The organism is Brevibacterium sp. W7.2, from assembly GCF_018137945.1.
In the GTDB taxonomy this organism is placed as follows: domain Bacteria; phylum Actinomycetota; class Actinomycetes; order Actinomycetales; family Brevibacteriaceae; genus Brevibacterium; species Brevibacterium sanguinis.
The window spans coordinates 1,887,885-1,908,790 of the sequence record NZ_CP073089.1 but is presented as its reverse complement, the minus strand read 5'-3'; the positions used below and the strand labels follow the sequence as shown (position 1 = coordinate 1,908,790).

At 70.0% G+C, this 20,906-nt stretch carries 18 protein-coding genes and 1 tRNA gene; 7 read left to right on the top strand and 12 right to left on the bottom strand.

The window, feature by feature from the left end:
* Positions 1-47: 47 nt before the first annotated feature.
* The 4 genes from J9315_RS08490 to J9315_RS08475 all read right to left on the bottom strand — a co-directional run bounded on the left by J9315_RS08490 (position 48) and on the right by J9315_RS08475 (position 3,774).
* Positions 48-135 (bottom strand) — tRNA-Leu (locus J9315_RS08490).
* Between the two features lie 137 nt (positions 136-272).
* Positions 273-1,133, bottom strand: a complete 861-nt coding sequence (locus J9315_RS08485; RefSeq protein WP_211979218.1) for a MaoC/PaaZ C-terminal domain-containing protein — start codon at positions 1,131-1,133, stop codon at positions 273-275.
* Positions 1,133-2,488 (bottom strand): 3-oxoacyl-ACP reductase, encoded by a 1,356-nt coding sequence (locus J9315_RS08480; RefSeq protein WP_211979217.1) that lies wholly within the window; start codon positions 2,486-2,488, stop codon positions 1,133-1,135. The genes J9315_RS08485 and J9315_RS08480 overlap by 1 nt, the downstream gene beginning before the upstream one ends.
* The gene (locus J9315_RS08475; RefSeq protein WP_211979216.1) at positions 2,485-3,774 is read right to left on the bottom strand and encodes an acetyl-CoA C-acetyltransferase; all 1,290 of its coding nucleotides are present in this window, start codon (positions 3,772-3,774) and stop codon (positions 2,485-2,487) included. Before J9315_RS08475 ends, J9315_RS08480 begins: the two co-directional genes overlap by 4 nt.
* Positions 3,775-3,836: 62 nt before the next feature.
* On the opposite strand from J9315_RS08475, the gene J9315_RS08470 reads away from it, so the two are divergent.
* Both J9315_RS08470 and J9315_RS08465 read left to right on the top strand, forming a co-directional pair.
* Positions 3,837-4,490, top strand: a complete 654-nt coding sequence (locus tag J9315_RS08470) for a TetR/AcrR family transcriptional regulator (protein ID WP_211979215.1) — start codon at positions 3,837-3,839, stop codon at positions 4,488-4,490.
* Between the two features lie 54 nt (positions 4,491-4,544).
* A complete protein-coding gene (locus tag J9315_RS08465) occupies positions 4,545-6,581 on the top strand; it encodes an acyl-CoA dehydrogenase (protein ID WP_211979214.1) in 2,037 nt (678 codons plus the stop codon).
* A gap of 13 nt (positions 6,582-6,594) precedes the next feature.
* On the opposite strand, the gene J9315_RS08460 is transcribed toward J9315_RS08465, so the two are convergent.
* The 6 genes from J9315_RS08460 to J9315_RS08435 all read right to left on the bottom strand — a co-directional run bounded on the left by J9315_RS08460 (position 6,595) and on the right by J9315_RS08435 (position 15,935).
* Positions 6,595-7,629 carry a homoserine O-acetyltransferase gene (locus J9315_RS08460; RefSeq protein WP_211979213.1) on the bottom strand — a complete coding sequence of 345 codons (1,035 nt, stop codon included), beginning with the start codon at positions 7,627-7,629 and terminating at the stop codon, positions 6,595-6,597.
* A 1-nt stretch (position 7,630) separates the two neighbouring features.
* Positions 7,631-8,953: a bifunctional o-acetylhomoserine/o-acetylserine sulfhydrylase gene (locus J9315_RS08455; RefSeq protein ID WP_198498802.1), complete on the bottom strand. Its 1,323-nt coding sequence runs from the start codon at positions 8,951-8,953 to the stop codon at positions 7,631-7,633.
* 130 nt (positions 8,954-9,083) lie between these two features.
* Positions 9,084-12,497 carry an error-prone DNA polymerase gene (locus tag J9315_RS08450; protein ID WP_211979212.1) on the bottom strand — a complete coding sequence of 1,138 codons (3,414 nt, stop codon included), beginning with the start codon at positions 12,495-12,497 and terminating at the stop codon, positions 9,084-9,086.
* The gene (locus J9315_RS08445; protein WP_211979211.1) at positions 12,497-14,140 is read right to left on the bottom strand and encodes a DNA polymerase Y family protein; all 1,644 of its coding nucleotides are present in this window, start codon (positions 14,138-14,140) and stop codon (positions 12,497-12,499) included. The genes J9315_RS08450 and J9315_RS08445 overlap by 1 nt, the downstream gene beginning before the upstream one ends.
* Positions 14,130-14,849 carry a DNA recombination/repair protein RecA gene (locus J9315_RS08440; protein WP_249121064.1) on the bottom strand — a complete coding sequence of 240 codons (720 nt, stop codon included), beginning with the start codon at positions 14,847-14,849 and terminating at the stop codon, positions 14,130-14,132. Before J9315_RS08440 ends, J9315_RS08445 begins: the two co-directional genes overlap by 11 nt.
* A gap of 156 nt (positions 14,850-15,005) precedes the next feature.
* Positions 15,006-15,935 carry a cation transporter gene (locus J9315_RS08435; RefSeq protein WP_211979210.1) on the bottom strand — a complete coding sequence of 310 codons (930 nt, stop codon included), beginning with the start codon at positions 15,933-15,935 and terminating at the stop codon, positions 15,006-15,008.
* Between the two features lie 200 nt (positions 15,936-16,135).
* Between J9315_RS08435 and J9315_RS08430 the strand changes: the two genes are divergently transcribed.
* Genes J9315_RS08430 through J9315_RS08420 form a run of 3 tightly spaced genes read left to right on the top strand, consistent with a single transcriptional unit; the run spans position 16,136 to position 18,171 of the window.
* Positions 16,136-16,822: a class I SAM-dependent methyltransferase gene (locus J9315_RS08430; RefSeq protein ID WP_211979209.1), complete on the top strand. Its 687-nt coding sequence runs from the start codon at positions 16,136-16,138 to the stop codon at positions 16,820-16,822.
* A gap of 24 nt (positions 16,823-16,846) precedes the next feature.
* Positions 16,847-17,311 carry a tRNA (cytidine(34)-2'-O)-methyltransferase gene (locus J9315_RS08425; RefSeq protein ID WP_211979208.1) on the top strand — a complete coding sequence of 155 codons (465 nt, stop codon included), beginning with the start codon at positions 16,847-16,849 and terminating at the stop codon, positions 17,309-17,311.
* Positions 17,312-17,346: 35 nt separating this feature from the next.
* Positions 17,347-18,171 (top strand): PfkB family carbohydrate kinase, encoded by an 825-nt coding sequence (locus J9315_RS08420; protein WP_198498808.1) that lies wholly within the window; start codon positions 17,347-17,349, stop codon positions 18,169-18,171.
* Positions 18,172-18,281: 110 nt separating this feature from the next.
* Here J9315_RS08420 and J9315_RS08415 read toward each other — a convergent pair whose 3' ends face one another.
* The gene (locus J9315_RS08415; RefSeq protein ID WP_009375892.1) at positions 18,282-18,536 is read right to left on the bottom strand and encodes a type B 50S ribosomal protein L31; all 255 of its coding nucleotides are present in this window, start codon (positions 18,534-18,536) and stop codon (positions 18,282-18,284) included.
* A gap of 177 nt (positions 18,537-18,713) precedes the next feature.
* Here J9315_RS08415 and J9315_RS08410 point away from each other — a divergent pair, with 177 nt between their 5' ends.
* The gene (locus J9315_RS08410) at positions 18,714-19,277 is read left to right on the top strand and encodes a YbaK/EbsC family protein (protein WP_211979207.1); all 564 of its coding nucleotides are present in this window, start codon (positions 18,714-18,716) and stop codon (positions 19,275-19,277) included.
* 74 nt (positions 19,278-19,351) lie between these two features.
* On the opposite strand, the gene J9315_RS08405 is transcribed toward J9315_RS08410, so the two are convergent.
* Complete coding sequence (locus tag J9315_RS08405) at positions 19,352-20,137, bottom strand: phosphatase (RefSeq protein ID WP_249121063.1); 786 nt, start codon at positions 20,135-20,137, stop codon at positions 19,352-19,354.
* Between the two features lie 259 nt (positions 20,138-20,396).
* Between J9315_RS08405 and J9315_RS08400 the strand changes: the two genes are divergently transcribed.
* Entirely contained in the window at positions 20,397-20,894 is a 498-nt protein-coding gene (locus tag J9315_RS08400) for a hypothetical protein (protein WP_211979205.1), read from the top strand.
* Positions 20,895-20,906: the final 12 nt, after the last annotated feature.

Here is a 20,906-nt window from a genome sequence, read left to right as displayed (position 1 = left end):
ATGAGCGAAGGCCCTCCCGGATTCCTCCGGAAGGGCCTTCCCTGTTGTGCGCGAAGGGGGACTTGAACCCCCACGTCCGATAATTTGGACACTAGCACCTCAAGCTAGCGCGTCTACCAATTCCGCCACCCGCGCTGGCAACAGGAATTACTCTACACGCGTTCGGCGGCGGCGCAAAATCGAATCGGCCGTTTGTGACCGACCTCACTGCACACCGTCTCTGACCTCAGGCGATGCCTGTAGGCCGGCTCAGGCGATGCCGCCCGACAGCCTCAGGCGCTGCCGCTCGGTGCGGCCACCTCGGTGACGCTCGAGAGCACGTGCGGCTTGCCCTTAGCCGGGTCGAAGACCGCGAAGTCCGCCGCCTCGTGCCGCGCTCCCCCGGTGAAGGCGAACCCGACGGTCGCGGGAAGCAGGATCGGCTTCGCGAAGGAGACGTCCCAGCGGTAGGACTCGAGCCTGGGGTCGGCCGCAGCCAGCGCCCGGGACGCGGTGTACATCCCGTGCGCGATGACCTTGGGGAACCCGAAGCCGCGCGCGGCGAGCCCGTTGAGGTGGATGGGGTTGTAGTCGCCGGAGACCTTCGCGTAGCGCTGCCCGATGATCGGGTCGAGCCGCCAGCGCGCGGTCGGCAGCGGCGCGACGAAGTCCTCACGCGCCGGCTGCGGCTGCTCCTGCGCACCGGCGAGTCGCTTGCCCTTCGCCAGGTACGTCGTCGTCTCCGTCAGCACCGTCTCACCGTCGACCTGGGCGGTGACCTCGACGTCGATCGTCGTCCCCGCCGGATGCGCGAAGGGGCCGGCCAGCGAGACGGAGAAGTCGACGACATCGCCGATGCGCACCGGGCGGATGACCTCGACCCGATTGCGGATGTGGACCATCCCGACGAGCGGCAGCGGCACGGCGGGATCGCTGAGGAGCTGCATGCTCAGCGGGAACGCGAGCACGTGGAGGTAGCCGGGATGGACGACGTCGCGCAGCGGAGCCTCGATGACCTTCGCGAACCCCGCATAGGCGGTGGCGTCGATGGCGATGCTGCGCGCGATGGTCCTGTCCGGCAGGTCCGTGCCGGGACGCGTGCCGAACGGCAGGGCCTTGAGCACGGCCTTCGCGTAGACGGGAAGCATGCTCATCACGCACCCACCATGTTCTGCCCGCACACCCGCAGGGTCTGGCCGTTGATGCCGCGCGCCGAGGCGGAGGCGAGGAACGCGATCGTCTCGGCGACGTCGACGGGCAGTCCGCCCTGCTGGAGGCTCGAGAGCCGGCGCGCGACCTGCCGGGTGAGCGGGGGCATCGCCGCGGTCATATCGGTTTCGATGAACCCGGGGGCAACGGCGTTGGCGCTGCCGCCGAGTGCCGCGAAGTCCCCCGCCGAGGCGGCCGTGAGTCCGATGACCCCGGCCTTCGACGTCGCATAGTTCGTCTGCCCGCGGTTGCCGGCGATGCCGGAGGTCGAGGCGAGCGACACGACCTGCGCGCCCTCGGCGAAGCGTCCGGTCTCGAAGAGGCGGGAGTTGATGCGCGCCTGCGAGGCGATGTTGACCGCGATCACTGAGTCCCAGCGGGAGGCGTCCATGTTCGCGAGCAGCTTGTCACGGGTGATCCCGGCGTTGTGGACGAGGATGTCGACGGTGCCGTCGGCGGCCTCGGCGATCGCGTCGGCGGCCCCGTCGGCGGTGATGTCGAGCTGGAGGGACTTGCCCCCGACCTCGTTCATCACCTGCGCCAGCGCCTGCCCGGCCTGGGGCATGTCGACGCCGATGAGGTGGGCGCCGTCGCGGGCGAGCACGCGAGCCACCTCGGCGCCGATGCCCCGGGCGGCCCCGGTGACGACGGCGGTGCGCCCGGCGAGCGGACCGGTCTGACCGGTGGCGAGGAACTCGGCATCGGTCACGCTCTCGCCGGCACCCGAGGTCACGGTGATGAACTGGCCGTCGACATACGCCGATTTGCCCGACAGGAGGAACCACAGCGCCGACGCCACCGACGGCGCGTCGATGCCGACGCCGCGCCCGAGGAGGATCCCGTTGGCTGTCGCGCCGCGCCGCATTTCATGGGCCAACGACCGGGTGAGACCGGTGATGCCCTGGGTGGCGGCGGCCACCTGCGGCTCCTGAGCGGTCGGGTCGGGTGCTGCCGAGATCGTCACGACGCGACCGCATTTGGCCAGCGACCGCACCGCTCCGCCGAGGCCGAGCACGGTCTCGGAGAGCTCGGAGGGCGAGGTCACGTCGTCGAGGACGGCGATGATCGCCCGCAGCGACTCATCGGGGGCCGCGTGCCGCCTGACCTCGAATCCGTTGTCGAGGAGGAGGTCGGCGATCGTCTGGGCCCCGCTGCCGGAGCCTGTGACGAGGACGGGCCGGCGCAGATAGGACTCGGGGGTCGAGCCGAAGCGCTGGAGTTCGACGGGCTGCGGGAGACCGAGGGTCTTCGCGATCTTCCCGAGCGGTCCGCCCATGAGTTCGAGGTACTTGTCCTTCATGCTGCCTCCACGATCGCCGTGAGTCCCTGTCCGCCTGCTGCGCAGATCGAGACGAGGGAACGCTTCTTGCCGGTCTCCTTGAGGTACTTCGCGGTCGTCGCGATGATGCGTCCGCCGGTCGCGGCGAACGGATGTCCCGCCGCGAGCGAGGAGCCGAGCGGGTTGAGCTTCGACCGGTCGAGGGTTCCGAAGGCCCCGTCGAGACCGAGCTTCTCGCGTCCGAACTCCTCGGACTCCCAGGCGGCCAGATGCGCGAGCACTGTCGAGGCGAAGGCCTCATGGATCTCGAAGACGTCGAAGTCGTCGAAGGTCAGACCGTTGCGGGCGAGCAGCCGGGGCACGGCGTAGGCGGGAGCCATGAGCAGGCCCTCGGCTCCGTCGACGAAGTCCACAGCGGCCGCCTCGGCGTCGATGAGCCGGGCCAGCGGGGTGAAGCCGTGCTCGGCCGCCCACTCCTCGCTGCCGAGCAGGACCGATGCGGCCCCGTCGGTGAGCGGGGTCGAGTTGCCCGCGGTCATCGTCGCCGCGGTCGGCAGGCGCTTGCCGAAGACCGGGGAGAGCTTCGCGAGCGATTCGAGTGTCGAGTCGGGGCGGAGGTTCGTGTCGCGGCTGACTCCGAGGTACGGGGTCACGAGGTCGTCGAAGAAGCCCTCGTCCCACGCCCTGGCCAGTCCCTGGTGGGAGGCGAGGGCGAGTTCGTCCTGGGCCTCCCGGCTGATCTGCCATTCGGCGGTCGTGATCGCCTGGTGCTCACCCATGCTCAGGCCGGTCCGCGGCTCCCCCGTCGACGGCGCCTGCGGAGCGAGGTAGGCGGGGCGGATCTGCGCGGCGATGCGCACGCGCTGCGTCAGCGTCTTCGCCCGGGAGAGCTCGAGGAGGATCTCCCGCAGCGAGTCGTTGACGACGATCGGCGCGTCCGAGGCCGAGTCGACGCCCGCGGCGATGCCCGATTCGATCTGCCCGGCGTTGATCTTGTTCGTCAGGCTGACGACGGTCTCGAGGCCCGTGGCGCAGGCCTGGCCGATGTCGTAGGCCGGTGTCGTCGGGGACAACGCCGAGCCGAGCACGGCCTCGCGGGTGAGGTTGAAGTCCTTCGAATGCTTGAGGACGGCACCGCCGGCGACCTCGCCGATCGTCTCCCCGGCCAGCCCGAAGCGGGCGACGAGGCCGTCGATCGTGCTCGTGAGCATGTCGAGATTGCTCGCCTTCGCGTACTGCTTGTTCGACCGCGCGAAGGGAATGCGGTTGCCGCCGAGGATGACGGCGCGTGAGGTGGGTGCGGGCATGAGCGCCTCCGTGTCTGTCGAGGAATTAGCTGTTACCGACAGTACCTGATACCGTCTGTATCATGAAATCGCTCACAGACGGCCGCTCGACGCGGTGGCAGGAGCATCGCGACAGTCGCCGCCGCGAGCTGCTGCGGACGGTCCGCCATGTCGTCGACGAACACGGTGACGATCTGTCGATGGAGCAGATCTCCGAGCACTCCGGGACGACGAAGGCCGTGCTCTACCGCTACTTCACCGACCGCGCCGGGCTCCAGGAGGCGATGGGCGGCTGGGCGATGCAGGTGATCGCGAACTCGCTCGACGAAGCGAGCGCCTCCCGCGTCCCGATCGCAGACTCCGCCGGTCCGACCCCTGACCGCCGCGAGACCCTCGAGGCGATGATCCGCGCGTTCGTCAGCCTCGCCGCCGAGTCGCCGAGCATCTACCGCTTCTGCGACCAGGCCGTGGGGCGATTCGATCCCGGTGAGGAGGGCGGCTTCTTCCGCGAGGTCGCCGACCTCCTCGCCGAGCGCCTCGACCTCGATGTCACCGACGGACGGTTCGCCGGTGACGACGGGAAGCTGTGGGCCGCCGGCGCCATCGGCTTCGTCCGCGCCGCGACAGAGACGTGGCTCTCGGCCCCCGGCTCCCCCGAGGCGTTCGCCGCCTCGGTGAGCACGTGGCTGTGGGCGTCCCTGCCGCCCGAGGCCAGGGGCGCCCCGCCGACAGCCTGAGACACCCTTACGATTCGACCACGCACCGCCATCGCACAGACCAGGAGCACACGCATGACCGACTTCGCGCTCGACCTCGACCCCACCGCCATCCAGACCGTCCTCGACGGACGCTGGGCAGAGGCCCGCCGCCAGGGACGCAGCCTCGCCCTCGACGAGTCCACCCACCTCGATCCCGCTGACGACCTCGAGACCACCCGCGCGAACACGCTTGCCGCGGTCGGACTCATGGCCGGCACGAAGCTGCCGATGGCCGCGCTGCCGGAGACGCTCGGGGGCACGAACGAACACGCTAAGACCGTCGCCGGCTTCGAGGAGACCGTGACCGCCTCGCCGAGCCTGCAGATCAAGGCCGGAGTGCAGTTCGGACTCTTCGGCGGGGCGATCCTCCACCTCGGCAACCCCACCCAGCACGCCGACTGGCTCGTGCCCGCCCAGCAGGGAGAGCTGCTCGGATCGTTCGCGATGACCGAGATCGGCCACGGCTCCGATGTTGCCGCGATCGGCACGACCGCGACCTACGATGCCGCGACCGAGGAGTTCGTCATCGACACCCCGTTCCGGGCCGCGACGAAGGAGTACATCGGCAACGCCGCCCGAGACGCGCGGGCCGCCGTCGTCTTCGCCCAGCTCATCACCGCCGGGGTCAACCACGGCGTGCACGCGTTCTTCGTGCCCATCCGCACCGCCGACAGCCAGCCGCAGCCGGGCGTGAGCATCGAGGACGACGGTTACAAGGGCGGGCTGCGGGGAGTCGACAACGGTCGCTTCGCTTTCGACGCCGTGCGCATCCCGCGCACGAACCTCCTCGACCGCTACGGCGCGGTGACCGCCGACGGCGAGTACTCCTCCCCCATCGACTCGCCCGGACGCCGGTTCTTCACGATGCTCGGCACCCTCGTCCAGGGTCGCGTCTCCCTCGACGGGTCCGCGGTCGTGGCGAGCAAGCTCGCCCTCGACATCGCCGTGCGCTACGGGCTCGAGCGCAAGCAGTTCACCACCGTCGACGACTACACCGAGACGACGCTGCTCGACTACCAGCAGCACCAGCGCCGGCTCATGCCCGGCCTCGCCGCGGTCTACGCCTCGAGCCTCGCCCATGAGAAGCTGCTCACCTCGTTCGAGGAGGTGTTCTCCGGCGTCGACGACAGCGAGGAGAACCGCGCCCTGCTCGAGACCCGGGCCGCGGCGTTCAAGGCCGACTCGACATGGATGGCCCTCGACGTCATCCAGGAGTGCCGCGAAGCCTGCGGCGGTGCCGGCTTCATGGCGGAGAACCGCCTCGTGGGCCTGCGGGCCGACCTCGACGTCTACGTGACGTTCGAAGGCGACAACACGGTCCTCCTCCAGCTCGTCGCCAAGCGCATCCTCGGGGACTACGCCAAGGAGTTCGCACACATCGACGTCGGCGGGGCCGCCCGCTTCATCGGCACCCAGGCCGCCGAGCACACGCTCTACCGCAGCGGCCTGGCCAATGCCGGGCGCGCGATCTCCGACGTCTTCACCCCCAATCTCAGCGAGAGGCGGATCCGTTCGGGTCGCCTCCAGCGCACCCTGCTCGAGACCCGTCTCGAGGTCATGGTCTCCGGGCTCGCCGCAGCGCTGCGTCCGGCGGCGAAGATGCCGGCGGCGCAGGCGGCCGAGCTCTTCAACTCCCAGCAGCACGAACTCGTCGAGATGGCCCGCGCCTACGTCGAACTCGAGAAGTGGAAGGCCATCGACGAGGCGATGCGGGAGCAGAAGGATCCCGCCCAGGCGAAGATCTTCCGCCGTCTGCGCGACACCTACGGGCTCAGCCTCATCGAGAAGCACATCGGCTGGCACCTCATGTACGGCCGTCTGCCGATGTCGCGGGCACGGCAGGTCGGTGAGACGCTCAACCGCCTCTGCGCGAAGCTCGCGGCCAACGCCCTCGATCTGGTCGACGCCTTCGGCTACGGGGATGATCACCGGCGGGCGACGATCGCCACCGGCGTCGAAGCCGAGCGGCAGGCCGAGGCCGCCGCCCACTACCGGCGAGCCCGCGCCCAGCGCGACTACCCGGTGCCGGAGAAGCAGCTGAAGAAGGCCGCGAAGTCCCGCACCGCCTGATCAGCCGGGTGCCTCACGCGGTGAGGAAGTCCCGCAGCGCCGCGGACACGGCGGCGGCCTCGGTGAGGAAGCCGTCGTGTCCGACCGGGGAGTCGATGACCCGGTAGTCGACCCGCCCCGGCAGATGCTCCGCGAGCTGTTCGACCTGGGCCGGCGGATAGAGCCGGTCCGAGGACACGGAGACGACGAGGCTGTCGGTGCACGCCTGCGCGAGTGCCGTGCGCAGGTCGGCCGAGCGTCCCGTGCGCACATCGTGATCGCGCAGCGCCTTCGACAGGAGGACGTAGCTGTGCGGGTCGAAGCGCGCGGCGAGCTTCTTCGCCTGATGGTCGAGGTACGAGGTGACCTCGTAGTACCCGGCTGAGCGCAGCCGCCGGGAGAAGCGCTCATTGAGGTCGGCGTCGTTGCGGTAGGTCAGGTGCGCGATCTGCCGGGCGAGTCCGAGGCCGGCGGCGGGGAACCTGCCGATCGCCGCATAGTCGCCGCCGCAGTAGTCGGGGTCGAGTTCGATGGCCCGCTCCTGCGTCATCGCCCACGCGATCTGGTCGGCCTCGGAGAACGCGGGGGCGGCGATGATCGCGCACTTCGCGGTCTTGCGCGCATCGAGGAGACCGAATTCGAGGGCCCGCGCCCCGCCCATCGATCCGCCGATGACGGCATGCCAGGTCTCGATGCCGAGGATCTGCGTGAGATTGTGCTCGAGGCGCGCCATGTCCCTGATCGTCACCACAGGAAAGCGCGACCCGTAGGGCAGACCGTCGCCGAAGGCCGACTGCGGACCGGTCGTGCCGCTGCACCCGCCGAGCGCGTTCGCACAGACGACGAAGTACTCGTTCGTGTCGACGGCCCTCCCCGGTCCGACGACCCCCGACCACCAGTCGGTGGCCCGGGTGTCGCCGGTGAGCGCGTGCTCGACGAGGATCGCGTTCGACCGATCGGCGTTGAGGGTGCCGAAGGTCTCGTAGGCGATCTCGACGGTCCCGAACGTGTGTCCGGAATCCGTGGTGAAGCCGAGGATCGACTCCACGGACGTGCTCTGGGTGGTCATCTCAGGCGGCGGTCTCGGCCGTCGCCGCTGCGGCGGCGAAGCCCGCATCGAGGTCGGCGAGGATGTCGTCGATGCCCTCGAGGCCCACCGAGAGGCGCACGAGGGCGGGGTTGACCCCGGAGGCGGCCTGCGCCGCGTCGTCGAGCTGCGAATGCGTCGTCGAGGCCGGGTGGATGACGAGCGAGCGGACATCGCCGATGTTCGCGACGAGGGAGTGGAGCTCGAGGGCGTCGACGAACGCGACAGCGGCATCGTAGCCGCCGGCGATGTCGAAGGCGAGGACCGATCCGACGCCCTGCGGCAGGTACGTCTTCGCCCGGTCGTGCCACGGGCTGGATTCGAGGCCGGCGTAGGCGACGCGCGTGACCTGGTCGTGGCCTTCGAGGTAGGCGGCGACCCGCTCGGCGTTCGCGACGTGGCGTTCGATGCGCAGGCTCAGCGTCTCGAGACCCTGGGCGATGAGGAAGGCGTTGAACGGGCTGACGGCGGGACCGAGGTCGCGCAGCAGCTGGACGCGGAGTTTGAGGCCGTAGGACACGTTCGCCCCGAACGCGGAGTCCGCGCCGAGGTCACGGGCGTAGACGAGACCGTTGTACGACTCGTCGGGGGTGTTGAAGCCGGGGAAGCGCTCGGGGTGGGCACCGTAGTCGAAGGTGCCGCCGTCGACGACGACGCCGGCGATCGCGGTGCCGTGGCCGCCGAGGTACTTCGTCGCGGAGTGGATGACGACGTCGGCGCCGTGTTCGATCGGGCGCACGAGGTAGGGGGTGGCAAGGGTGTTGTCGACGACGAGCGGCACCCCGGCGGCGTGGGCGATGTCGGCGACCGCGGTGATGTCGAGGACGTCGGAGCGGGGGTTGGAGACCACCTCGGCGAAGAAGAGCTTCGTGTTGTCTTCGACGGCGTCGCGCCAGGCGTCGAGGTCGTCGACGTCGACGAAGGTCGTGGAGATGCCGAGCTTGCGCAGGGTGACGTCGAGGAGGTTGTACGTGCCGCCGTAGAGGCTCGAGCTGGCGACGATGTGGTCACCGGCTTCGGCGATGTTCGCGATCGCGAGGAACTCGGCGGACTGGCCGGAGGCGGTGAGCACGGCGTGGACGCCGCCTTCGAGGTCGGCGATCCGGTTCTCGACGACCTCGGTCGTCGGGTTGGTGATGCGGGTGTAGATCGGGCCGAGTTCGGCGAGGGCGAACCGGTTCTTCGCCTGGTCGTTGTCGGCGAAGACGTACGAGGTCGTCTGGTGGATCGGCAGCGCACGGGAGCCCGTCGCGGGGTCGGGGACCTGTCCGGCATGGATCTGGCGGGTTTCGAATGACTGGGCCATGGCATCTCCTCTGAGTGAGCGGGTGCCTCCACTCTCACCCGTGACCGCCCCTGCTCTGCGCGTTCTCGTCATGGAGCTGTCACCGACCGTCATCTGCCGTCATGTGGCCGACCTCACCGAGGCGGCCCCGTCACCGGAAGTTGCGGGCCTTTGTCGGCAGCTGGACCTCGAGCGGGACGAGCTTGTGCGCATAGAGGCTCACGACGTCCCCGCCGCGCTGGATGAGCCCGGTGACGACGAGGGCGTTGCGGGAGGTCGCGACCGACCGGAACCGCTTCATCAGCCCGGCGGTGGCGACGACATTGAGCATCCCGAACTCGTCCTCGAGGTTGATGAAGGTGATCCCCGAGGCGGTCGCCGGGCGCTGCCGGTGGGTGACGAGGGCGGCGACGGTCATCCGCTTGCCGTCGGGAGCGGCGGCGGCATCGGCGGTCGAGGCGTACCCGCGTTCGCGCAGCGACTGCCGGAGGATCTCCGTGGGGTAGCCGTCGACGGTGATCCCGGTGGAGAAGAGCTCGGCCAGGGTCGTCTCGAAGGCGTCCATCGTCGGCAGGGCCGGGGCGTGGGAGACGGCGCCCGTGCCCGGCAGCACGCCCGGATGGGATCCGGCGACTCCCCCGGCCAGCCACAGCGCCTGCCGCCGGTCGAGGTCGAAGCCGGACAGGGCCCCGGCGGTGGCGAGTCCTTCGAGGGCCTGCTTCCCGATGCCGGTGCGTTCGGCGAGGTCGGCCACCGAGGCGAACGGCGCATGTTCGCGTTCGGCGACGATCACCTCGGCGAAGGAGCCGACGTGGGAGACCGAGTCGAGACCGAGCCGGATCCCCAGCTCCCCGGTCTCCGTGGCCTCGAGGTCGGTGCCGGCCGAGGAGCGGCGGAGGTCGACGGGCAGGATCGGCACCGCGTGCCGGCGGGCGTCGGCGATGAGCGACTGCGGGGAGTAGAAGCCCATCGGCTGGGCACGCAGCAGGCCCGCGGTGAACGCTGCATGGTGATGGTATTTGAACCATGCGGACTGGTAGACGAGGTTGGCGAAGCTGATCGCATGCGATTCGGGGAACCCGTAGTTCGCGAACGCCGCGATCGTGTCGAAGATCTTCTCCGCGGTCTCCGCGTCGACGCCGCGCTCCTGTGCCCCGGTGCGGAACTTCTCCGCGAGCTCGGCCATCCTCCGCTGCGAGCGGCGCGAGCCCATCGCCTGCCGCAGCCGGTCGGCGTCGGCCCCGGAGAAGCCGCCGACGTCGATGGCCATCTGCATGAGCTGCTCCTGGAACAGCGGGACCCCGCACGTCTTGGCCAGGGACTTCTCGAGCAGCGGGTGGAGGTATTCGACCGGGTCGAGTCCCTGCCGTCGCCGGATGTAGGGGTGGACCGACCCGCCCTGGATGGGGCCGGGGCGGATGAGCGCGACCTGGACGGCGAGGTCGTAGAACTCGCGCGGTCGCAGCCGGGGCAGGGTTGCGAGCTGGGCGCGGGACTCGACCTGGAAGACGCCGACGGCGTCGGCCCGGCAGAGCATCTCGTACACCCGCGGGTCCTCATCGTCGATGAGGGCGCGGTCGATGCGCTCCCCGGTGTGCCGGTCGACGAGGTCGACCATTTCGTGGAGGGCGGTGAGCATCCCGAGGCCGAGGAGGTCGAATTTGACGAGGTCCATCGCCGCACAGTCGTCCTTGTCCCATTGGACGACGGTGCGATGGTCCATCGTCGCGTGTTCGATGGGCACGACCTCGCCGATGGGGCGATCGGCGAGGATCATCCCGCCGGAGTGGATGCCGAGGTGGCGGGGTGAGCCGAGCAGGTCACCGGCGACGTCGATGACCTGGGCCGGCACCGGGGAGTCCGCGGCCTCGGGCAGGGTCGACCAGCGGTTGCTCGCCTTCGAGAACGCGTCCTGCTGCCCCGGGGCGAAGCCGAGGCTGAAGGCGGCGTCGCGGATCGCCGACTTCGCGCGGTAGGTGATGACGTTGGCGACCTGGGCCGCCCGCTCCCGCCCGAAGTGGTCGTAGACGTACTGGATGACCTCCTCCCGCCGGCCCGATTCGATGTCGATGTCGATGTCGGGGTAGCCCTTGCGGTCCGGGGAGAGGAAGCGGTCGAAGAGGAGGTTGTGCTTGACCGCGTCGACGGCGGTGATGTCGAGGACATAGCAGACCGCGGAGTTCGCCGCCGATCCCCGGCCCTGGCAGAAGATCGCCTCCCGATGGCAGAAGCTCGTGATGTCGTGGACGATGAGGAAGTACCCGCAGAACCCGAGCCGGGCGATCATGTCCATCTCCCGGTCGAGCTGCTCCCAGGCGCGCGGATGCTCCGCCCGCGTCCCGTAGCGGGCGAGACCGCAGTCGGTGACGAGCTCCCGCAGGTACTCCTCGGCCTCACGGTCATCGGGCATCGGCGCCTTGGGCAGTTCGGGGCGGGCCGAGCTCAGGGTGAACGCGCACTCCTCGCCGATCCGCACGGCCCCGTCGAGGGCAGCCGTGGGGAACTGCGCCGCCATCTCCTCTCCTGTGTGGATCCGGCCCGCCGCCGTCGCCGGCAGCCACCCGGCGAGGTCGTCGAGGGAGCGCCGCGACCGCACGGAGGCCCGCACCTGCGCCGAGCGCCAGTGCGCCCGCGTGGCGAAGTGGACGTTGCTGCTGGCCGCGGTCGGCAGTCCCGTCCGGGCGGCCAGGTCGGCCAGGTGACGCAGCCGCTCGTCGTCGTCCGGGGTGCCGTCGCGGCTGAGTTCGACCGCGACGCGGTCGGGGCCGAAGAGCGCGCTCAGCCGCCGCAGGGCGCCCAGCCCGCCGTCGGGGTCGCCCAGCGCCTGACGCAGGGGGCCCTTGCGGCAGCCGGTGAGGATCATCCAGTCCGCACTGGCCGCGGCGAGCTCCTCGAGGTCGAAGACGGGGCGGTTCTTCTCCCCGGCGAGGTTCGCCTGCGTGATCGCCGCCGAGAGGCTGCGGTAGCCTGCGACCCCGCGGGCGAGGACGAGCAGGTGCGTGGCCTCGGGGTCGGTCTGGCCGGGGATCTTCTCTCTCAGCCCGAGGGAGAGCTCGGCACCGAAGACGGTGGGCAGTCCCGCCTCGGCGGCGGCATGGGCGAAGCGGACGGCTCCGTAGAGTCCGTTGTGGTCGGTCAGGGCCATCGCGGACAGGCCCGCGGCGGCACCGGCGGTGACGAGGTCCTCGGGGTCGGAGGCGCCGTCGAGGAAGCTGAACTGGGAGTGGACGTGCAGCTCCGCCCATGGTCGGGTCGCCGAGGGCAGGAGGATCGGGCCGCCGACGCCGTTCGAGCTGTCTCCGAGGGCGCCCGGGTAGCGGGCGAGGCCGTCGGGGCCGCGCGGACCGACGGAGACCGGGTAGCGGTCCGGGCGGGAGAAGGCCGGGGCGTCGGAGCCGTCGGCGTGCTTGTCGACCGGGGTGCGGTTCGAACCGGAGGGATTCGGCGCGCCGTCTGCCTGCGTGCCGCCGGTCGGTGTGCCGCCTGCCCGAGTGCCGCCGGTCTGTTTGCCTTCGAGACGTCGGGCGAGCTCCGACCACGGGGTGCGCGGGTTCGAGAAGCCCATCAGCGGTACCGTCCCGTGAGATACCACTGGCCGGATTCGCGGCTCAGCAGCAGCGCCTGACCGGACTCCGTGACGACCTGCAGCCGCGTCCGGTACGTCGACCGGGACGGATCCCACCACCCGGATTCGATCGGCCACGATCCGGAGAAGTCGACGATCGCCTCGGTGGTCCCGGTCGGGAAGCGGATCGTCTGCGGGGCGGCGCCGAGGCCTGCGGGACGCGCCTCGACGGGGAGGCCTCCGGCGGCGAGCACATCGACGGCGACCCGGTCGACGGTCGTCGGCCGCGGGGTGCCCAGCGACCCCGGCCAGGGGGCCTGCGGGTCCCGGGCCGGGGCGGCGGTCTGCTGCCACGGGGTCCAGAGGTTCGTCTCGGCCGGATCCCAGCCGCCCTGCAGCCGGGGCACGAGGACCGCGTCGGGGCCGAAGAGGCCCTGCAGGCGTTCGAGGGTGTGGGTGATCTGCCCCGTGTTCTCGTCGAAGAGGCTCTTCGTCGCGCCCACCGGTGTCGTCAGCTCCGCGGCGATGAGGCCGAGCGCGGTGATCCCCTCCTCGGAGAAGTCCTCGGGATCGGGACCGGGGTCATCGCCGCTGTCGGTCGGGCCGCCGCCGATGTTTCGGCCACCGCCGACGGTCCTGCCTCCGCCGACGCTCCGGCCTCCGGTACCGGGACGGCCGAGGCCGGCCAGCCAGCCTTCGGCCTGCCACCGCAGCCGGTCGGCGATGGCGTTCTCGGTCATGTCCTCGATGCGCCATGTGCGCCGCGAGGAGCGGTCGCCGGCGGCGCGGAGGTCGATGGTGATCTGCGTGCACACGAGGCCTCTCGCACGCACCCGGGTCAGCAGGTCCGCGGCGAGCTGCCGGGCGAGGAAGCCGAGGGTGTCGCTGCGGGTGGTGGGGACGTCGAGGACGCTCTCGACCTGGAGGTCCTCCGTGCGGAGGTGATCGCGCAGGGGCCTGTCGGGACGGCCCGAGGCGAGGTCGTGGGCGCGCCGGCCGGCAGTGCCGAACCGGGACATCACATCGGTCGCGTCGAGGGCGGCCAGGGCGCCCAGACTCCGCAGCCCGAGGTGGACGAAGACGTCGATGAGGTCGGTCCAGCTCTCCCCGGTGACCTCGAGGGCGGTGATCGGCTGGGCGCTGAGGAACGCCACGGTCTCCCCCGGCGGGACACGGGTGGCCCTGCCGGCGGCGATCCGGGCGGCGAAGACGGTGTCGGCGATGCCGGGGAAGAACTCCCAACCGGTCGTCGCGACGAGCGCGGAGATCAGGGCCTCGACGGCGGCGGCTTCGTCGGCATAGCCGTGCCGCAGGGCGTCGAGGGGAACGGCGAGGGTCCCCGGAGCGAGCAGGGTGAACCGGGCGACGAGGTCTTCGAGCGCCTCCACCCCGGCCGAGAAGTGCCGGTTGTCGACGTCTTCGTCCCACACGAGGATCTGCGCCTCGGGACAGCGGAAGCCCGCGGCGCGCTTGTTGCTGCCCACGGCGATGCCGGCGGCCCGGGCCGGAGCATTGGCGGCGATGACCTTGCCGGCGTGGAGGACGGCGACCGGGGTGCCGGGACTGAGGTCATGCTCGATGCCAGCGGCCACCGCCGGCCAGTCGGGGACGGTGAGGACGAGGGTCCGCGTATCAGCTGACACTGCGGATCACCGGTCTCTGCTCGGGGCCGCGCCCGACGTCTGGTTCGGCATCCGCCCCAGGCGTCGGCACGGCATCCTGCCCGGCGGAGGCCGGCGCAGGCGTGCCCTCGGGTCCCGGGAGGAGGAAGCGGTGGACTCCGGTCTGCGAACGGGCTTCGACGAGGCACGAGCGCAGTCGGCCGTGCCCGTGATCGGTGCCCGACCAGTGGACGTCGGTGATCTCGATCTGCTCCGTGCTCCCCTGCAGCGGTGCGAGGCTGATGAAGCTCATCTTCCTCTCGCGCACCTTGGCCAGCAGGCGGGCGCGCTCGCCCGCGCTCGGCTGGTAGGCGGGATCGACGAGGAGGATGTCGAAGGATTCGATGAGGATCGAGGCCACCCGCAGCCAGTCCTGCGGCGGGGTGACGAGATTGACGAAATGGTCGAGGTCGACGCCGAGGTCGGCGATCGAGGACACCGCCGGTTCGCCGAGGCCGATGCCGGCGCACCACTTCTGCTCCCGGGTGGACTCGGCGATCGTCGCGAGAGCGCAGCTGAGCGACTGTCCGCCGGTCAGGGACACGATCTCCCCGCGCGGCAGACCGCCGCGACGGAAGATCGGCGCGAGCACAGGATGCACGGGCCGAGACGGATGGCCGTCGAACAGGGACGTTGCCGTGGAGATCCCCATCTCCCGGCTGAGCTGTTCGACGAGTGGTGCAGCGGACATGACATCTATTATCGAACTAGTGTTCGAAATAGGCAACATTCAGGCGGCAGCTGCGTTCGCTCGGGCGTGTCGCATCTTCGGCAGATACGGAATATACGGGTCCATACGGACCCGAGCACTGAGCACCAGGATCCGGGCGACTGCCCGCCCCCCGCCTCACTCGGGCAGTGCCGGGGCTTCCTTCGTCGTGAACGACACCGTGATCCACGCGTGCGGGTCGTCGCCGCCGAGGCGCGCCTCGGCCTCATCGCGGATGCGATCCCAGTCCTCGAGCGGGCGGGGAGGCAGACCGCGGGGAACATAGAAGACGATCTCGATCGTCCGCGCACGCCCCTGAGCCGTCGCATACACCCGGAAGTCGTCGAAGCCCTCGGCCGCGCAGATGTCTCGGGCGACCGCCTCGGCGTCCTTCCGCAGCGCGGGCGGGGTGACGAGGGAGACCTGGGCCAGGGCGCGGCGCGCCGTCGACAGCGGCACGGGGATGAGGACGGCGGCGACGACGGTGAGGACGGCCGGGTCGACGTAGGGCATGAGCCAGGCGGCGTCGGTGCCGTCGATGAGCATGCCGATGATGAACGCGATGAGCAGGGCGCCGGTGACGCCGCCGGCCATGATCCAGCCCTTGACGTCCATCGCGACGAACTCGGAGCCGATCCGCCGGTTCGCCCGGTGTTCGAGGGTGCCCATGACGGCGGTGATGAGGACGACGACCGCGGCATAGACGACGGCGGGGCCGAAGTCGACCGGGCGCCCGCCGCTGAGCAGCGCCGAGACCGCTTGGAACAGGGCGTAGGCGGCCACGCCCATCATGAGCACCGAATTGATGAGGAGGACGATCGGCTCGAAGTGCCAGAATCCCATCGTGAACGCGTTCTGCGTGCGCAGCGACAGTCGGTTCGTCACCGACCGAGAGATGAGACCGGCCACGGTGAGCGAGACGATCGACATCACCGCGTCCATGAGGGAGAAGACGCCGTCGAAGAGGATCGCGAACGACCCGGAGACGAGCCCGAAGCCGATCCCGAGCACGGACACGAGGAGGATCGCGACCAGGGAGACCTTGAGTGCCTGCTGTTCGGTGCGCATGTGACGGTGGGTCCCTTCACCTCGGCGGATGTCCGATCTCCATCCTAACGAGCGCCGAGGCGGTCGTCCGTCCGCACCGGACCGCCCCGCCCCTCCGGCCCGCACCCGCCCGCTGCGTCACCGCGGAGGACGGGTCCGTCAGGGCGCACTGTCCCCACGGGGACGTTTCGTTTGCGCCCGGCACGGTCTAGGCTCAGGGCATGAACGCCTCCGACTACGTGACCGCGACCCGCACGTCCTATGACGCGATCGCCAAGACCTACACGGACTGGGTCTCCGCCGAGCTCACCGCCAAGCCCCACGATCGCGCCGTTCTCGGCGCCTTCGCCGAACTCGTCCTTGCCACCGGGCACCCCGAGACCCTCGACCTCGGCAGCGGACCGGGCCGGATCACGGCGTTCCTCACCGGGCTCGGCCTCGACGCGACCGGACTCGACCTCTCCCCGGAGATGATCGCCGCCGCCCGCAGCCTCTACTCCGATCTCGAGTTCACGACCGGATCGATGACGTGCCTGCCGTATCCGGCCAGCAGCTTCTCCGGCCTCGTCGCGTGGTACTCGATCATCCACATCCCCGATGACGACCTCGATCAGGTCTTCGCCGAGGCGGCGCGGGTGCTCCGTGCCGGCGGGTACTTCCAGCTCGCCTTCCAGCTCGGCGACTCCGTCGACCACTTCTCCGACCTCGCCGGGTTCGACGTCGACCTCGACTTCCACCGCCGCAGCCTCGACGACGTCCTCGAGCGCCTCCGGCCCCACGGCTTCTCCCCTGTCACCCAGCTCGAACGCGAACCTGACGCCGCCGGCCGCTTCCCCGAGTCGACCAGGCAGGGATATCTCCTCGTGCGCCGGGACTCCGCTGACCGCCTCGGCGAGGATCATTACTGACCGGGGTGAGATGATGGCTGTCATATGAGCATCGACATCGTCTTCCACACCCCCGAGATCCCCGGCAACACCGGCAACGCAATCCGCCTGGCCGCCGTCACCGGGGCTCACCTCCACCTCGTCGAACCGCTCGGCTTCGATCTCACGGACGCGAAGCTGCGGCGGGCGGGCCTCGACTACCACGATCTCGCCCATGTCACGGTCCATCCCGATCTCGACCACCTGTGGGAGGTCCTCGGCGACCGGCGGGTCATCGCGTTCACGACGCACACGTCCGACTCCTTCGCCGAGGTCGCCTACGAGGACGGCGACGTCCTCCTCTTCGGTCAGGAGTCGACGGGGCTGCCCGATGCCGTCGTCGACGATGACCACGTCAACCTGCGGGTGCGGATCCCGATGCTGCCGGGCCGGCGCTCCCTCAACCTCGCGAACTCCGCCTCGATCGCCGTCTACGAGGCATGGCGTCAGCGCGGATACGCGGGCGCGTAGACTTCTCGTCGACAGTTTTTCCCGAAAGGACCACCATGACCGCCAAGTTGCTCACCATCGCCGGCTCCGACGTCTCCGGCGGGGCCGGACTCGAAGCCGACCTGAAGATGTTCGAGGAGTACGGTGCCTTCGGCACTGCCGTCGTCACCTGCATCGTCACCTTCGACCCGGAGGACTCGTTCAACCACGCGATCGACTTCATCGAGCCTGAGGTCGTCAATCGCCAGCTCGCCTCGGCACTCGCGATCCACCGCTTCGACGCGATCAAGTCGGGCATGCTCGGCTCCGTCGACTCCGCCCTCGTCCTCGCCGAGGACCTCAAGGACAATCAGCTGCCGTACGTCTTCGACCCCGTCCTCGTGTGCAAGGGCTCCGGGTCGATGGTCGACCTCCGGGATCTCTTCGTCGAGAACCTCGTGCCCCTGGCCACCGTCATCACCCCGAACCTCGAGGAGGCGGCCGTGCTCGCCGGCATCGACCCCATCGACTCCGTCGAGGGCATGATCGAGGCCGCGCAGATCATCCACGGGCAGGGAGCTCAGAACGTCGTCGTCAAGGGCGGAGCGCGCCTGGCCGGTGAGGACGCCATCGACATCCTCTTCGACGGGCAGACCGTGACGACCCTGCGCTCGCGCAAGGTCAACGACAAGCTCGTCAACGGCGCCGGCTGTTCGTTCGCCTCGTCGATCGCCGCCGGGATCGCCACGGGCCTGTCGATCCCCGATGCCGTCGTCAAGGCCAAGGAGACCGTCGCCCACGGGATCGCGGCGAGCCTGGACAACGCGACCGGCGTGTCCTCGCTCCTCCACCCGGCCGCCCGCACGACGCCGTCGGCCGAGGTCGCCGTCACCGTCTCCTGACCCTCACCGCGCCCGGGGCGTCCCTGCGGGGACGCCCCGGGATGCGAAACTGCCCCGCACACCTGATGGTGTGCGGGGCAGCTTGTTCGCGGTGGGAACCGCGAGGGGGATCAGCGCTTGCCGAAGCCCTTGTAACGGTCCTTGAACTTCTCGACGCGGCCCGCGGAGTCGAGGATGCGCTGCTTGCCCGTGTAGAACGGGTGCGAAGCGCTGGAGATCTCGACGTCGATGACGGGGTAGGTGTTGCCGTCTTCCCACTCGATCGTCTTGTCGCTCTTCGCGGTCGAGCGCGTGAGGAACTTGGTGCCGGACGCGAGGTCGTTGAACACGATCGGCGCGTATTCCGGGTGGATGTCCTTCTTCATATTCTTACCTTTGCTGAATCCGCTCAGGCGCCTGGTATGGGTTCGACCCATCCGCCAGTGCCCGAATTCGTCTGCTGAAAACGCTTCGCGCCGTAGGAACCGGACGCGAACCGACAGTCCAGTCTAACCGACGCACGCTCCCAATGCGATTCGACACCGGTCTCCTAGACTGTGGTCATGAACACTGCCCTCCCCACCCGATCCCGTCTCAGCGCGCAGTTCGACGTGCGCCCCGCCGCTCAGGCACCCGAGCTCATGGCCGCCCCGACGGCCGCGGCACTGCCGACGGTCACCGGTGACGTCGAGGTCTTCGCGATCGATCCCGAGATCGCCGACACCGCGGCCCTCCTCTCAGCGACCGGGCTGGGCCCGGAGACCTCGGCGAACTGCGTCCTCGTCGCCGGTGCCCGCTCGGGCGAGGAGCGGATCGCCGCCTGCCTCGTCCTCGCCGACACTCGAGCCGACGTCAACAAGCGCGTGAAGAAGCTCCTCGACGTCCGCAAGGCCTCGTTCCTGCCGATGGATCGGGCCGTCGGCGAATCCGGGATGGAGTACGGCGGCATCGGCCCGATCGGCCTGCCGGACACCTACCGGATCCTCATCGACTCCCGCGTCGCCGAGGCCGATGAGCTCATCATCGGCTCCGGCATCCGCGGGTCGAAGCTCTTACTCTCCGGTGCGGCACTCGCGTCCCTGCCGGGCGCCGAGGTGATCGAGGGCCTGGCGACCACCATCGCCTGAGAACGGCGCCCGGACTCACCCGGCAGCGCCAGGTCTGGCCCCGCGCCGTCCGCTTCTGCTCAGTCGAGTTCAGTTCAGTCGAGTTCTGCCCGTTCGAGGCCGGCCCGGTCGAGGACGAACTCGATGAGCGGACCGTAGAGGTAGGGGTCGACGTCGTCATCGAGGGGCACGACCGTCTCCATGGCGCCCTGGGCTTCGGCGACGAAGAGCGCCGGATCGTTGCAGTCGGCATAGCCGACGGTGCGCAGACCCCGCGCCGAGGCGGCCCCGGCCCAGCCGTGGTCGGCGACGATGAGGTCGGGCAGCGGCTCGCCCCGGCGGGCGAGGTCGTCGAGCAGTGTCTGCATCGGTTCGGCGAGATGCGTGTGCGGGGTGCCGCCGTGGAGCTGCCAGACCCAGACCCGGTCGATCTCGCGCAGGTCGCCGCCGAGTGCGGGCAGCGGGACCGAGGACGACTGCCGCACGATCACGGCCCCGCGCTCCTCAGCCGCCTCGGCGATGGCCATATGGACAGGCAGGAGGCCTGCGGGGTGGCCGGTGGCGAAGAGGATCCGTCCCCCGGCCCGGGCGACGTCGCCGATGGCGGCCGCGAGTCGTTCGAGGGCGTCGATGCAGCGCTCGGTCGAGATCGTGTCGACCCCGTGGGTGAAGTCCTTCTCCGGGCGTAGGCCCGCGCGCTCGACCATGAGCGCGAAGACGGAGTCGAAGTCCCAGTCCGCGGTGAGGCTCACCCCGAAGTCGAACTGGCGCTCTCCGGCGAGGAAGCGCCGCATGTGGTCGAGGTTGTTGTCCCGCGGTGTCGCCACCTCCCCCGTGATGCGTCCGGTCTCCAGGGCTTGGGCTAGGGTCGTGCGGTCCACTGATCTCCTCATACGGGGCGGCTGTGCTGCCACAGCGCCGGTCTCTCCGCCATCGCCAGTCGGTTCTCGGCAACGGCTCCCACAACTCTATACAGTCCCGCGACCACCCAGCCCCCGCACGCCCGTGAGGACGGGGGCACAGACGGGTGTTCCCGAGGTGTTCACACAGAAGACATATGCCTCGAGCGCTGAGGAGGGCCACCGAGGCCAGTCAACAAGGGACCTCCTCAACCGGGCGGAGTGCGCGTACCCTGGTGGCATGAGCTCAGCGATGCGCGTCATCAGTGATCCGGCGGCTTGGCTCGAGCGCGCCTTCGCCGCTCCCGACGAGGACGTCATCCTCGTCAGCCCTCACCTCGCCCGCAACTTCGGTGAGCGCATCGCCGAGGCGGCCGCAGGCTCCCCGCGGACGTGGGCGGTGGTGACGACGATCGATCCCGTGGCCGTCGCCGGCGGGTATCTCTCGGTCGACGGTCTGCAGCTGCTCGTCGACACCGGAGTCCAGATCCAGCATGTCGACCGCCTGCGCACGCACTGCTTCTTCGTCGGCCGTCGCGCCCTGCTCGGGTCGCCGAACCTCGGTGCCGCTGCCCCCGGTGCGGCCTACCTCGCTGAGGACGAGTCCCAGTCCGGTGAGCTCGCCGTCGAACTCACCGACGACGACCTCGCTGCGGCGTGGCGGGAGATCGCGGCGCTGCGCTCCGTCGTCGTCGATGCCCGCGACCTCATCTGGCTGCGGGAGCAGGCCGGTCGCTGAGCGCGGGGCACG

Coding starts and splice junctions, on each gene's coding strand:
- J9315_RS08470 (WP_211979215.1), top strand. CDS start 3,837: ATGAAATCGCTCACAGACGGCCGCTCGACGCGGTGGCAGGAGCATCGC.
- J9315_RS08450 (WP_211979212.1), bottom strand. CDS start 12,497: ATGGGCTTCTCGAACCCGCGCACCCCGTGGTCGGAGCTCGCCCGACGT.
- J9315_RS08475 (WP_211979216.1), bottom strand. CDS start 3,774: ATGCCCGCACCCACCTCACGCGCCGTCATCCTCGGCGGCAACCGCATT.
- J9315_RS08415 (WP_009375892.1), bottom strand. CDS start 18,536: ATGAAGAAGGACATCCACCCGGAATACGCGCCGATCGTGTTCAACGAC.
- J9315_RS08410 (WP_211979207.1), top strand. CDS start 18,714: ATGAACACTGCCCTCCCCACCCGATCCCGTCTCAGCGCGCAGTTCGAC.
- J9315_RS08455 (WP_198498802.1), bottom strand. CDS start 8,953: ATGGCCCAGTCATTCGAAACCCGCCAGATCCATGCCGGACAGGTCCCC.
- J9315_RS08460 (WP_211979213.1), bottom strand. CDS start 7,629: ATGACCACCCAGAGCACGTCCGTGGAGTCGATCCTCGGCTTCACCACG.
- J9315_RS08440 (WP_249121064.1), bottom strand. CDS start 14,849: ATGTCCGCTGCACCACTCGTCGAACAGCTCAGCCGGGAGATGGGGATC.
- J9315_RS08420 (WP_198498808.1), top strand. CDS start 17,347: ATGACCGCCAAGTTGCTCACCATCGCCGGCTCCGACGTCTCCGGCGGG.
- J9315_RS08485 (WP_211979218.1), bottom strand. CDS start 1,133: ATGAGCATGCTTCCCGTCTACGCGAAGGCCGTGCTCAAGGCCCTGCCG.
- J9315_RS08400 (WP_211979205.1), top strand. CDS start 20,397: ATGAGCTCAGCGATGCGCGTCATCAGTGATCCGGCGGCTTGGCTCGAG.
- J9315_RS08435 (WP_211979210.1), bottom strand. CDS start 15,935: ATGCGCACCGAACAGCAGGCACTCAAGGTCTCCCTGGTCGCGATCCTC.
- J9315_RS08425 (WP_211979208.1), top strand. CDS start 16,847: ATGAGCATCGACATCGTCTTCCACACCCCCGAGATCCCCGGCAACACC.
- J9315_RS08465 (WP_211979214.1), top strand. CDS start 4,545: ATGACCGACTTCGCGCTCGACCTCGACCCCACCGCCATCCAGACCGTC.
- J9315_RS08430 (WP_211979209.1), top strand. CDS start 16,136: ATGAACGCCTCCGACTACGTGACCGCGACCCGCACGTCCTATGACGCG.
- J9315_RS08480 (WP_211979217.1), bottom strand. CDS start 2,488: ATGAAGGACAAGTACCTCGAACTCATGGGCGGACCGCTCGGGAAGATC.